Source organism: Chromobacterium sp. S0633, from assembly GCF_024158805.1.
Taxonomy (GTDB): Bacteria; Pseudomonadota; Gammaproteobacteria; order Burkholderiales; family Chromobacteriaceae; genus Chromobacterium.
The window spans coordinates 52084-64078 of sequence record NZ_JAMZGH010000013.1; the positions used below are offsets into that span (position 1 = coordinate 52084).

General features: G+C 62.0%; 11 protein-coding genes. 3 read left to right on the forward strand and 8 right to left on the reverse strand.

Annotated features, from left to right (window positions below; translation table 11 throughout):
• Positions 1–370: 370 nt before the first annotated feature.
• The 4 genes from NK214_RS10245 to NK214_RS10260 form a co-directional block, all read right to left on the reverse strand.
• The gene (locus tag NK214_RS10245; protein WP_253314406.1) at positions 371–847 is read right to left on the reverse strand and encodes a VOC family protein; all 477 of its coding nucleotides are present in this window, start codon (positions 845–847) and stop codon (positions 371–373) included.
• A gap of 200 nt (positions 848–1047) precedes the next feature.
• A complete protein-coding gene (gene pflB, locus NK214_RS10250) occupies positions 1048–3306 on the reverse strand; it encodes a formate C-acetyltransferase (RefSeq protein WP_107800127.1) in 2259 nt (752 codons plus the stop codon).
• Positions 3307–3533: 227 nt separating this feature from the next.
• The gene (locus NK214_RS10255) at positions 3534–4370 is read right to left on the reverse strand and encodes a formate/nitrite transporter family protein (protein ID WP_107800126.1); all 837 of its coding nucleotides are present in this window, start codon (positions 4368–4370) and stop codon (positions 3534–3536) included.
• On the reverse strand, positions 4367–4579 hold the full coding sequence (locus NK214_RS10260; protein ID WP_107800125.1) for a hypothetical protein: 213 nt from the start codon (positions 4577–4579) through the stop codon (positions 4367–4369). The genes NK214_RS10255 and NK214_RS10260 overlap by 4 nt, the downstream gene beginning before the upstream one ends.
• A 793-nt stretch (positions 4580–5372) precedes the next feature.
• Between NK214_RS10260 and NK214_RS10265 the strand changes: the two genes are divergently transcribed.
• The 3 genes from NK214_RS10265 (at position 5373) to NK214_RS10275 (ending at position 8890) form a co-directional block, all read left to right on the forward strand.
• Entirely contained in the window at positions 5373–5819 is a 447-nt protein-coding gene (locus NK214_RS10265) for a hypothetical protein (RefSeq protein ID WP_253314407.1), read from the forward strand.
• Between the two features lie 294 nt (positions 5820–6113).
• Positions 6114–7403 carry an HAAAP family serine/threonine permease gene (locus tag NK214_RS10270; protein ID WP_107801908.1) on the forward strand — a complete coding sequence of 430 codons (1290 nt, stop codon included), beginning with the start codon at positions 6114–6116 and terminating at the stop codon, positions 7401–7403.
• Between the two features lie 86 nt (positions 7404–7489).
• Positions 7490–8890, forward strand: a complete 1401-nt coding sequence (locus NK214_RS10275) for an L-serine ammonia-lyase (protein ID WP_107800124.1) — start codon at positions 7490–7492, stop codon at positions 8888–8890.
• Between the two features lie 66 nt (positions 8891–8956).
• On the opposite strand, the gene NK214_RS10280 is transcribed toward NK214_RS10275, so the two are convergent.
• The 4 genes from NK214_RS10280 to NK214_RS10295 are packed head-to-tail and all read right to left on the reverse strand — an operon-like array spanning position 8957 to position 11604.
• The gene (locus tag NK214_RS10280; RefSeq protein WP_253314408.1) at positions 8957–9757 is read right to left on the reverse strand and encodes an anti-sigma factor; all 801 of its coding nucleotides are present in this window, start codon (positions 9755–9757) and stop codon (positions 8957–8959) included.
• On the reverse strand, positions 9757–10275 hold the full coding sequence (locus NK214_RS10285; protein ID WP_253314409.1) for an RNA polymerase sigma factor: 519 nt from the start codon (positions 10273–10275) through the stop codon (positions 9757–9759). The genes NK214_RS10280 and NK214_RS10285 overlap by 1 nt, the downstream gene beginning before the upstream one ends.
• Positions 10272–11258 (reverse strand): YncE family protein, encoded by a 987-nt coding sequence (locus NK214_RS10290; RefSeq protein ID WP_253314410.1) that lies wholly within the window; start codon positions 11256–11258, stop codon positions 10272–10274. Before NK214_RS10290 ends, NK214_RS10285 begins: the two co-directional genes overlap by 4 nt.
• The gene (locus tag NK214_RS10295) at positions 11245–11604 is read right to left on the reverse strand and encodes a hypothetical protein (RefSeq protein WP_166453132.1); all 360 of its coding nucleotides are present in this window, start codon (positions 11602–11604) and stop codon (positions 11245–11247) included. The genes NK214_RS10290 and NK214_RS10295 overlap by 14 nt, the downstream gene beginning before the upstream one ends.
• Positions 11605–11995 lie beyond the last annotated feature (391 nt).

An 11995-nucleotide genomic window follows, 5' to 3' on the forward strand; every position in this document is an offset into this window, starting at 1 on the left:
GCTTCGACTGACCGAGCCGGATATTCGAAGTGAGTCCTGCTCGAAGAACGATCGGCGAAAGGCATGCAACTGCAATCTGGCCCCTTTAAATTTCCTGTAGCAGGCGCCTGACGCTTCTAAGAACCTGTTTACGATCTGCTGCGCTGCGTGGAACGTTACACGATGAGTACGCCTTCGAAATGCTCATGTACCACTTGTACATTCCGCTTTCTCAGCCGTTTTCACCTTGTCTCGCTCTTGCTCGCAAGATCGTAAACACGTTCTACGCAATTGAAACAAGAAAAGCATTGGGCTCAGGAGTGAGTCGATGGCGTGTTGCTGCCCGAAATCAGCCACTTTTGGCCGTCAACAGCCACCTGAAAAATAACAACTATCCCCTCCTCGCCTTCTCAATCCCCGCAATATCAATCTTCACCATCTCCATCATCGCGTCGAACACCCGCTTGGCGGCGGCCCGGTCTGGATCGGCCAGCGCCTCGGTCAACACGCGCGGGGTGATTTGCCAGCTCAGGCCCCATTTATCCTTGCACCAGCCGCAGGCGCTGGCCTGGCCGCCGTTGCCGACAATGGCTTGCCACAGGCGGTCGGTTTCGGCCTGGTCTTCGGTGGCCACTTGGAAGGAGAAGGCTTCGCTATGTTTGAAGGCTGGGCCGCCGTTGATACCCAGACAGGGAATGCCCAGCACGGTGAATGCCACGGTGAGCGCATCGCCTTCTTTGCCGGCCGGGTAGTCGCCGGGCGCGCGCAGCACCGCGCCGACGCGGCTGTCCGGGAAGGTGGCGGCGTAGAAGCGCGCGGCGTCTTCGGCGTCGCGGTCGTACCACAGGCAGATGGTGTTTTTGCCCATTCCCCTTCCCTTTGCTGGCTCATATCGCTCAAAGACAGGCCATTGCCATGCACAAGAATAAGCAATGGCCGCATGCCCAAAACATACATTTGTCATGGTAGACAATTTTGGCGATCTCGCCGCGCGCATAAAAAAAGCCTCCCCTAAGGGAGGCTTGGCGCTGTGCCGGCTGGCCGTCGCGGTGGCCAGCGGCGTTGGACTTACATGCTGCCGTGGAAGGTGCGGTTGATCACGTCCAGCTGTTGCTCGCGCGTCAGCTTGACGAAGTTCACCGCATAGCCGGACACGCGGATGGTCAGTTGCGGGTACAGCTCCGGGTGTTCCATCGCGTCCATCAGGGTTTCGCGCTTGAACACATTGACGTTGACGTGGAAACCGCCGGCGTCGGAGAAGCCGTCCAGGCAGTTGGCCAGGTTGGCAACGCGTTCTTCTTCGCTATGGCCCAATGCGTCCGGGGTGGCGGAGGCGGTCCAGCTGATGCCGTCCAGCGCGGCTTCATACGGCAGCTTGGCTACCGATGCGCCCGCGGCGACAAAACCTTTCACGTCGCGGCCGTTCATCGGGTTGGCGCCCGGGGCGAACGGTTCGCCGGCGCGGCGGCCGCACGGGGTGTTGCCGGTTTTCTTGCCGTACACCACGTTGGAGGTGATGGTGAGCACGGACTGAGTCGGCATGGCGTTGCGGTAGAAGTGCGGCTGGGCCTTGATCTTGTCCATGAAGGTTTCGGTCAGCCATACCGCGATGCTGTCGGCGCGGTCGTCGTTGTTGCCGTAAGCCGGGTAGTCGCCTTCGATCTTGTAGTCCACCGCCAGGCCCGCTTCGTTGCGGATGATGTGCACTTTGGCATGCTTGATGGCGGACAGGGAGTCGGCGGCCACGGACAGGCCGGCGATGCCGCAAGCCATGGTGCGCAGGATGTCGCGGTCGTGCAGCGCCATTTCGATGCGTTCGTAGGCGTACTTGTCGTGCATGTAGTGGATGCAGTTCAGCGCCTTGACGTAAGTCGCGGCCAGCCAGTCCATCAGCAGGTCGAACTTGGGCATCAGTTCGTCGTAGGTCAGCACGTCGCTCTTGATCGGCTCAAAGCCCTTGGCCACTTGCACGCCGGACTTTTCATCCACGCCGCCGTTGATGGCGTAGAGCATGGCTTTGGCCAGGTTGGCGCGGGCGCCGAAGAACTGCATTTGCTTGCCGATGCGCATCGCGGACACGCAGCAGGCGATGCCGTAGTCGTCGCCCCAGTGCGGACGCATCAGGTCGTCGTTTTCGTACTGAATGGAGCTGGTGTCGATGGACACTTTGGCGCAGAAGTCCTTGAAGCCGCGCGGCAGCTGGGTGGACCACAACACGGTCAGGTTGGGTTCCGGCGCCGGGCCCAGGTTGTACAGGGTGTTGAGGAAGCGGAAGCTGCTCTTGCTCACCAGGGTGCGGCCGTCTTCGCCCATGCCGCCGATGGATTCGGTCACCCAGGTCGGGTCGCCGGAGAACAGTTGATCGTATTCCGGGGTGCGCAGGAAGCGCACGATGCGCAGCTTGATCACCAGGTCGTCGATCATTTCCTGGGCTTGTTCTTCAGTCAGCGCGCCGGAGGCCAGATCGCGCTCGATGTAGACGTCCAGGAAGGTGGCGACGCGGCCGAAGGACATGGCGGCGCCGTTTTGTTCTTTCACGGCGGCCAGGTAGGCGAAGTAGGTCCACTGCACCGCTTCGCGGGCGTTGACGGCCGGGCGGCTGATGTCGAAGCCGTACTTGGCGGCCATCTGCTTCAGTTCGTCCAGCGCACGGAATTGTTCGGACAGTTCTTCGCGCAGGCGCAGCACGTCTTCGTTGAAAACGGCGTCGTCCAGCTCATGGAATACTTTTTGGCGTTCGGCGCGCAGGAAGTCGGTGCCGTACAGGGCCACGCGGCGGTAGTCGCCGATGATGCGGCCGCGGCCGTAGGCGTCCGGCAGGCCGGTGATCACGCCGGATTTACGCGCGGCCATGATGTCCGGGGTGTAGGTGTCGAACACACCCTGGTTGTGGCTCTTGCGATAGTGGGTCCACACGTCCTTGATGACCGGGTCCAGCTTGAAGCCGAAGGCTTCCAGGCCGTTCTCAACCATGCGCAGGCCGCCGTTGGGCATGATGGCGCGCTTGAGCGGCGCATCGGTTTGCAGGCCGACGATGACTTCGCTGGCTTGGTCGATGTAGCCGGCGTCATGCGCGGTGATGGAGCTGCCGCGGTCAGCGGCTACATCCAGCACGCCACGGGCGCGTTCTTCTTTCAGCAACTCGCTCAGGGTGTCCCACAGCTTTTGGGTGCGCGCGGTAGCGGGCGCCAGGAAGCTGGCGTCGCCTTCAAACGGCTTGTAGTTCAGCTGGATGAAGTTGCGGACATCCACCTTGCTTTGCCATTCACCGCCGGTGAAATCGCGCCAGGGGTTGGCTTGAGTCGCGTCACGATTCAGAGCATCCATGTGTGCCTCCTAGTAACTATCAGTAAATGTTGAGTACTGAACATATTGTACATTCGGTTTCGAAAAAAATCGTTTGATAAAGATCAACTGCCACAGACTAAAACGCGCGTGCGGCCCCGCCCGAGTCGGCGGCAAAATCTCTTAAAAAACGCTTTATTTTCAATGCCATGAAAAACCACATCAACACGCCGTCATTGTAGCCGGCGCATTACATTCGAAAACGAACATCAAACACTCGTTCCAAGCGCCGCCGCGGCCGGTTTTGCGGCTTCGCGCCGCGCCGGCAGGGTGTGGCGCTCCAGCAGGTAAACCACCAGGCCCACGCCCAGCGCGCCGCCGGCGATATTGCCCAGGGTGGCCGGAATCATATTGTGCAGGATGGCGGCGGCGTCCAGGCCTTGCATGCCGTGCAGCAGGGCCAGTGAGAAGAAGGCCATATTGGCGATGCTGTGCTCAAAGCCGGAGAAGAAGAACACGAAGACCAGCAGCAGGATCATCAGCATCTTGGCGGCGTCGCCGGCCATGCGCAGCGGCACCCATACCGCCAGACAGATCACCCAGTTGCACAGCGCGCCCTTCCAGAAGATTTCCCAGCCGCCGGCGTGCACTTTGTGCGCGGCCACATTGAACAGCAGGTGGTCGGCCGGCAGGCTGCCCATGCCGCCGGCGCCGGCGAACACGGCGGTAAACAGCAACACGCCCAGCAGATTGCCCAGGTAGACCATGGTCCAGCTGCGCAGCAGGTTGCAGACGCGGCAGTCGCCGCTGAGCACGCCCACGCTGAAGTACATCACATTGCTGGTGAACAGTTCCAGCTTGCAGACGATGATGCTGACCAGGGCCACGCCGAAGAAGCCGGCCACGGCGATGTAGTAGCCGGGGGAGCCGACGGCGAAGAAGACCTGGCCCAGCTTGAGGCTGACGCTGAGCACCACGGCGATCAGCGCGCCGGCCATGCCGGCGCTCAATAGATAGCGGCCGGGGTGCTGACGCAGCACGGTCTGTTTGGCGGCGGCTTCTGCCGCGACGTAGGCGAGTGTGGAGGCGTGATTCATGTTTTTCATTTCGCGAGCTTGGGCAACGCCGCCAGCCGCGGGTCCATCTTGATGCAATGCCTATCAACTGCTGATGCCGTTTTCAGGTTTTGCCGGATTTTGCCCGGCCCAGCCTGCTTCCGGCATTGGCTTGGTTGGCTGTCATCCTTGATTGGTTCCCGCGTCTGCGCTTGCCCTGATTGTTGATTCACGAAAATTTTATGTTCGTATTGCATCATTGTTGTTTGATAACTATCAAACGCAAGCCTTTCCTTGGCACGCTTTCGCTCAAGCCTTTCTTTTTACAACATGCCCGGCAATGGATTTGCCGTCTCCGCCGCGGCTCAGCCGCCGGCTCTCCTTAGATCCGGTTCAAAGCCTGCCGCGCTTTACAAGACGCGGCGCGGCGAGCGCCGCTTCGAAATGCTGACGCACCGCGCGCGCATCCCGCTTTCTCAACGGTTTCCGCCCTGTCTCGCTCCGGCTCGCGAGACGTTGACAGCCTATTGCGCAGCCATTGAAGAGCCGCCGCGCCAGACGGGACGCGGCACAGCAATCGCGGTTTGAGGATGCGCATGCGTCCCTGGCGCCTTCCGCCCTTGAGACCGCCGCGCCTGGCCTTGCCCCTAATCGCGCGGTCTTGAACCGCTAGCGCGGCCAAGCAACCCCGATGCCGCGTACGCCGACTTGAGCGATTCCCGTCGCGCCGGCGTTGGCGCGCCTTGCTTCAGCCGTAAAACTTGAGTGTTTGCCGCTCCTAAGAGGCGATTCACCGCCTGCCGCGCGTCAGCGGGACGGTCCGAGCGAGGCCTTGAAACCGGCTTCAGAGCGCCCATGCGCCCCTTGCGTATTCCGCTTCTTCGGCGGCAAGGCCTTGCCTGGTTGACGTTGAACAGGCTCTTAGGCGGATGGCAAGCGCGATAACAAACAATAAAAAACATCATATAAATCATATGGATAATAGAAAAACGATCGTTTGAACGCTAGTGACATGTTGGAAACCAACCAAATAATGTTCGTTTTGAAATATTTTTGTTCGTTTTCGAAAACGATTTGGCTGCTCAGATTTCATATTATGATACTCTACCGGCCGCCCTCGGCTCTGCTGATATAGCAAATGTCTTGACGCAAGCGGCGGCGCCCAGCACCGTCTCCCCATCCCCGCCCCCAGACGTCAAAACCGAATTAATTCATTTTATTCATCAAGTTATCCAGCAAAAACCGGATGGGCAAACCACTCGCCGCAGCCAAGCACCCGTGCCGCCGCGCCAGCGGCAACCATGCCATTGGCGTGTTCCTTCCCGCTACAACTGCCTCGAACTATTGCGCAAAGTCGATGCGCCTTTTCAAGCAAGCGCTCGATTTCACTCAGCAACAATCAGCAAAGCAACAAGAAAACAAAGCAATCCGAAAATTGGAAGATTCTCAAAAAATGCGCTCTTTCTAGCCATTTTTTCAATAAACATAGATATTTTGTAGTTTTTTAAACCAAAATAAAGCAATCGTCATGATATTGATAAGACATCTACAGCAAATAGCAATTGTTCGGATGTTCGTTTTGCTTCAAAATAAAGTTGATTAGAATCAACTGATGTTCTGAAAGGTGTAACCCTCGCAGTACAACTGCCTATACCATGCACATCAATGAAGCCGTGAATCACTAATCAGCGGTTCCAGCTACTGACCAAAAGTCTAGCAAGAGATGAAAACGGCGCGCCGCCGGGCGGCACGCCAGAACGATTACCCCATTTGTCTTTAATGAAGGCCAATATCATGTCTCAAGCCGTTTCCACCCCCCTGCCCAAATCAGGCGCTTCGTCCTCCTGGACCAAGCAAGATACCGTCTGGATGTTGGGTCTGTACGGCACCGCCATTGGCGCCGGCACCTTGTTCCTGCCCATCAACGCAGGCATTGGCGGTCTGTGGCCGCTGATCGTCATGGCGCTGCTGGCCCTGCCGCTGACTTTCTTCGCTCACCGCGGCCTCACCCGTTTCGTACTGTCCAGCTCCAAGCCGGGCGCCGACATCACCGAGGTGGTGGAAGAGCACTTTGGCGTGGGCGCGGGCAAGCTGATCACCCTGCTCTACTTCTTCGCCATCTACCCCATTCTGTTGGTGTATAGCGTAGCCATCACCAACACCGTGCAATCCTTCATGGTCAACCAGCTGGGCGTGTCCGCTCCGCCGCGCGCCATCCTGTCGCTGATCCTGATCCTGGGTCTGATGGCCATCGTGCGCCTGGGCGAGAAGATGATCGTCAAGGCCATGAGCGTGCTGGTTTACCCCTTTGTCGCCTGCCTGATGCTGCTGGCGCTGTACCTGGTTCCGGAATGGAACAGCTCGGCCATCCAGCAAGCCGGCAGTCTGGGCGACGCCCTGTCCCACGGCGCGTTCTACAAAACGCTGTGGCTGGCCATCCCGGTCATGGTGTTCTCCTTCAACCACTCGCCCATCATTTCGTCCTTCTCGGTTGACCAGCAGAAGCTGCATGGCGACGCCGCTGAACCGGCCGCCGGCCGCGTGCTGATCCGCGCTCACATCATGATGGTGCTGTCGGTGATGTTCTTCGTGTTCAGCTGCGTGTTCAGCCTGTCCCCGGCCGACCTGGCCGCCGCCAAGGCGCAGAACATTTCCATCCTGTCCTACCTCGCCAACCACTTCCGCAACCCGGTGATTGAATGGGTGGCTCCGCTGATCGCCATCGTCGCCATCAGCAAATCCTTCCTGGGTCACTACCTGGGCGCCAAAGAAGGCTTCAACGGCCTGATCATCAAGCAACTGCGCCAGAGCGGCAAATCCATCGAGACCGCCAAACTGGACCGCTTCACCGCCGTGTTCATGATCATCACCACCTGGGCCGTGGCCACCTTCAACCCCAGCATCCTGGGCATGATCGAAACCCTGGGCGGCCCGGTGATCGCGATGCTGCTGTTCCTGATGCCGATGTACGCCATCGCCAAAGTGCCGGCCATGAAGAAATACTCCGGCGCCGCCAGCAACATCTTCGTGGTTCTGATCGGCCTGATCGCCATCTCCGCCATCTTCTACGATCTGTTCGCCTGATCGCCCTTCTCTGACAGCCCGGCCGGTCACGGCCGGCCGGGCTCCTCAGCATCAAGCCAAAGTATCAAGCCAAGAGGTAAGCAATCATGTTCAGCATGACTGATATCTACAAAATCGGCGTCGGCCCCTCCAGTTCCCACACCGTCGGTCCGATGAAGGCCGGCCACCAGTTCCTGGGCTCGCTCAAGGAAACCGGCCGTTTCAACCAAGTCACCCATGTTCACGTCGACTGCTACGGCTCGCTGGCCCTGACCGGCAAGGGGCATTGCACCGACCACGCCATCATCCTGGGCCTGGCCGGCAATCTGCCTGACACCGTGGACCCGGAACAGACGCCGGCCCTGATCGCCGATGTGGAAAAAACCCGCCAGCTGACGCTGGGCCGCACGCATCAGCGCGTGGGCTTCGACATGGATTTCCACACCGCCAACCTGCCGATGCACGAAAACGGCATGCAGATCCACGCCTTTGTCGGCGACGAGTGCGTGCTGACCAAGACGTATTATTCGATCGGCGGCGGCTTCATCGTGGACGAGGAGCATTTCAATCAAAGCTCCTGCAGCGACACCCCGGTGCCTTATCACTTCCTCAGCGCGCAGCAGATGATGGATATGTGCGAGGAAACCGGCCTGTCCATTTCCGCACTGGTGATGGAAAACGAAAAAGCCTTCCATGAGGTCAAGGACGTTCAGCAGCATTTCGCCAAAGTGTGGGATGTGATGAAGACCAGCATTGACCGCGGCATGCGCACCGAGGGCAATCTGCCCGGCCCGATGCGGATTCCGCGCCGCGCGCCGGCCCTGCACCGGATGCTGACCAGTTCCTTGCAAGTGGCCAAGGACCCGATGAGCGTGATGGATTGGGTCAATATGTACGCGATGGCGATGTCGGAAGAAAACGCGGCCGGCGGCCGCGTGGTCACCGCGCCCACCAACGGCGCCTGCGGCATCGTGCCGGCGGTGCTGGCCTACTACAACCACTTCATCCAGCCGCTGGACGAGGACAGCTGCCTGCGCTTCTTCCTGTCTTCCGGCGCCATTGGTTGCCTGTTCAAGCTGAACGCGTCGATCTCCGGCGCCGAGGTGGGCTGTCAGGGCGAGGTGGGCGTGGCTTGTTCCATGGCCGCGGCCGGCCTGACCGAGTTGATGGGCGGCAGCCCATCCCAGGTGTGCATGGCGGCGGAAATCGCCATGGAGCACAATCTGGGCCTGACCTGCGACCCGGTGGGCGGCCAGGTGCAGATTCCCTGCATCGAGCGCAACGCCATCGCCGCGGTCAAGGCCATCAACGCCGCGCGCATGGCCATGCACCGCGTCAGCAGCCCCAAGGTGTCGCTGGACAAGGTGATCGCCGCCATGTACGAAACCGGCAAGGACATGGACGCCAAGTACCGTGAAACCTCCTGCGGCGGCCTGGCCCTGCAGATCGTGACCGAGAGCAAGGTGGCGCCGACCCAGGCCATCCGCTGGGTGAACGACGCGGCCTGAGCTTAGGCCAGCCGTCAAAAGACAACGCCGCCGGGGCCAACCGGCGGCGTTTTTTGTGCCCGCGGCTCAGGAGGTCCGCAACTGGCCGTGCGCCGCCTCCGCCAACCTCCCCAGCTCATCCCGCGACAGGCCGGCCGACAAGGCGTAGGCGAAGCGGCCGTCCCACCAATAAAACACGTTCACCGGCCCCTGGCTGGCGAAGCGGAAGCCCGCGTCGCGGCGCGGCGCGGCGGTGGTGGCCACGTACAAGGTCATGCGCTGACCGGCGGCGTTGTGGTACATGAACTGGGCCACCGGCCCTTGTTCGCCCGGCAACAGCCGGCCGCCGATCAACTCATAGCCTTGCGCGCTCAACAGCGGCGGCTTGACCCGGCTTTGCAGCCGTTTGGACAGCCAGGCCACCAACTGGTCCTGATGCTCGGCGTCGATTTCCACCGGCCGCTTCACGTCCGGGCTGTACACCACATGCGCCATCGCCGCCAAGCGCGGCAAAGGCTCCTGGCCGTCCGCCGCCGCCACCCACTGCGCAGCCGGCGCTTGCAGCTGACCGCGCAGCAACCAGCCGCCGCCGCCGCCCAGGGCCAACATCAGCACGGACGCGGCCGCGCCCTGCCACCACGGCACCCGCCACCCTCGCCGCAACGGAGCCGGCGGCGGCAACGCGGCGGCCAGCAGGCGCGGCGGGACGGGCTCTCGCAAGGCCGGCTCGAACAAGGCGCCGATATCCTCCTGCAAGCGGCGGTAAGTCCGCAGCCGTTCCCGCGCCTCCGGGTGGTTGTCCAGATAGGCTTCCACCGCCGCGCGCCGCTCCAGCGGCAAGGCGTCGTCCAAATAAGCCTGCAATTCCTGTTCCGTGACCGTTTCCATCAAACTCCTCCTCCGGCGGCCGGCGCGGCGCCCGCCTCCATCAAACCGCGCAAGCGTTCGCGCCCCCGGCTCAGCCGCGACATCACCGTGCCCAGCGGAATGTCCAAGGCCGCCGCAATCTGCTGATAGCTCATGTCTTCCAGCGCCAGCAGCAGCAACACGGCGCGCTGCTCCTCCGGCAGCCGGGCCAGATTGGCCGCCAGCTCGCGCAGCGCCAGGCCGCGCTCCTGCGGCGCGTCCACCGTCAGCTCGGCCATATCCTCCGACAGCGGCTGCCGCCTGGCGCCGTAGCGGCGAAAGTCGTCGATATGCTGCCGGTGCATGATGCCGAACAGCCAGGGGCGCAAGTCGCGGTCTTCCCGCCATTGCCGCCACTTGCGCCAGGCTTGTTCCAGCGTGTCCTGCACCAGATCGTCCGCCGCGCCCTGATCGAACACCAGGGCGCGGGCATAACGCCTCAGGCGCGGAATGCAATCCACCAGCAGACGGTGGAAGCGCTGTTGGGCGGCCTCGCTCATCCAGCGGCGGGGGCCAGCACCCGGACAATGGCCTTACGCGTCAAATCCACCTCCGCAATGCCCAGATCTTCGTTCAACACCCAGGCCTTGCCGCTGTCCCGGCTGAAGCTGATGGCCTGACGCGGCCCGCTGAAGCCGGTGATTTCCCCCACCGCTTCGAACGCCGGCAAGGACACCACGGTCAGCGAGTGGCTCTTGAGGTTGCCGGAATACAGGAAGCGCCCGTCCGGCCGCAAGGCCGCGCCGTAAGGCTCTTGCCCCACTTTCACCGTCTTGATCACGGTCCGGCTGGGCACATCCACCCAGGACAGCGTATCCGCGCCGCTATTGGCGGCGAACACGCTGCGGCCGTCGCCGCTGACGGAGATGGCGCGCAGCTTGTCGAAACCGCCCACCTCGGCGCGAACCTCCAGCTTGGCCGCGTCCACCAGGGTGATCTTGTCGCCCAGGAAGTTGGTGACGAACACGGTGCCGCCGTCCGGCGATACCTTGATGCCCTGGCGCGGCTGGGCGAAACCGGTCAGCACTTTTTCCACCTTCCATTGCGGCAGATTGACCACGGTCAGGCTGCCGGCGGCCTGATTATTGACATAAAGCCGGCTGCCGTCCCGGTTCAGCGCGGTGCCGAACGCCCCCGGCCCGATGGCCAGGCTGGCTTCCCGCGTCCAGCTGCCCGCGTGCCAGCGCTCCACCACGCCCTTGCTGCTGTCGGAGACGTAGAAGCGCTCCCCGTCCGGGGAAAACACGATATTGCGCGGCGTGACAAAGCCCGGCAGTTCGCGCAGCAGCTTGCCGGCGCGCAAGTCATAGGCCAGCAGCGTGCCGCGGGAACTGTTGCCGGCCAGGGCCAGCGTTTCCGCCGGATTGACCGCCAGGGTGTTGTTGCGGATTTGCGGATCGAAAGCCGCCGGCTCCTGCGCCCAGGCCAAGGGCGTAGACAATGCCGCCAACAGCAGCGCCGCCCTCGCTTTAACGCGCCACATGCCATACCTCCTTGAAGCCGTCGCCGGCGCGCTCGCCCGGCTTGCCGTCTTTGGCGAAACGGTACAAGGGCTTGCCTTGATACGCCCACTGCGTCTGGCCGTCGTCGCGGCGGATTCGGCTGAAACCCTCCGGCGCGCTGTCCTCGGCCGCCGCCAGCAAGGGCGGCCACAGCGCCGCGCAAGCCTGATTGCACGCGCTGCGGCCGCTGCCGGCCGCATCCTTGTCGAAGACGTACAGCGTCATGCCTTGCGCGTCCACCAGCGCGCCGTCGCGCCGCGACGCCGCCTCCCCGGCCAACGCGCCCATGCTCAGCGCCGTCAGCGCCACCGCCATCCATGCTTTCATCGCAGACTCCTCCCGTTGTAGAACACGCGGCCACTGCCGGCCCTCATCTCAAGGCCTGCGCGCCGCGGCGCTCCATCTTGACGAAACCGCCGACCATTCGGCGTTCAGTACGGGGTATACGGACGGACGGCGCGCTTTATTCCCGCCGCGACGCGTTTTTTTCGGTTCTTGCCGCCAAAGCATGAAAAAACCGCCGGTTTCCCGGCGGTTTTGTGCGAATGGCCGTCAGCGCTCAAGCCGGCGCCATGCCCACCCAGCCTTGCGGGATGGACTCCAACAGCTTGCGGGTATAGCTCTGCCGCGGCTCGCGGTAGATCTGGTCCGCGTCCGCCTGCTCCACCACCTCGCCCTTGTTCATCACCATCACCTGGTCGGAGATATGTTTCACCAC

Excerpts from the sequence above, each read along its gene's own strand:
- pflB (WP_107800127.1), bottom strand. The coding sequence starts at position 3,306 with ATGGATGCTCTGAATCGTGACGCGACTCAAGCCAACCCCTGGCGCGAT.
- NK214_RS10260 (WP_107800125.1), bottom strand. The coding sequence starts at position 4,579 with ATGATGCAATACGAACATAAAATTTTCGTGAATCAACAATCAGGGCAA.
- NK214_RS10245 (WP_253314406.1), bottom strand. The coding sequence starts at position 847 with ATGGGCAAAAACACCATCTGCCTGTGGTACGACCGCGACGCCGAAGAC.
- NK214_RS10290 (WP_253314410.1), bottom strand. The coding sequence starts at position 11,258 with ATGTGGCGCGTTAAAGCGAGGGCGGCGCTGCTGTTGGCGGCATTGTCT.
- NK214_RS10255 (WP_107800126.1), bottom strand. The coding sequence starts at position 4,370 with ATGAAAAACATGAATCACGCCTCCACACTCGCCTACGTCGCGGCAGAA.
- NK214_RS10280 (WP_253314408.1), bottom strand. The coding sequence starts at position 9,757 with ATGGAAACGGTCACGGAACAGGAATTGCAGGCTTATTTGGACGACGCC.
- NK214_RS10275 (WP_107800124.1), top strand. The coding sequence starts at position 7,490 with ATGTTCAGCATGACTGATATCTACAAAATCGGCGTCGGCCCCTCCAGT.
- NK214_RS10295 (WP_166453132.1), bottom strand. The coding sequence starts at position 11,604 with ATGAAAGCATGGATGGCGGTGGCGCTGACGGCGCTGAGCATGGGCGCG.
- NK214_RS10270 (WP_107801908.1), top strand. The coding sequence starts at position 6,114 with ATGTCTCAAGCCGTTTCCACCCCCCTGCCCAAATCAGGCGCTTCGTCC.
- NK214_RS10285 (WP_253314409.1), bottom strand. The coding sequence starts at position 10,275 with ATGAGCGAGGCCGCCCAACAGCGCTTCCACCGTCTGCTGGTGGATTGC.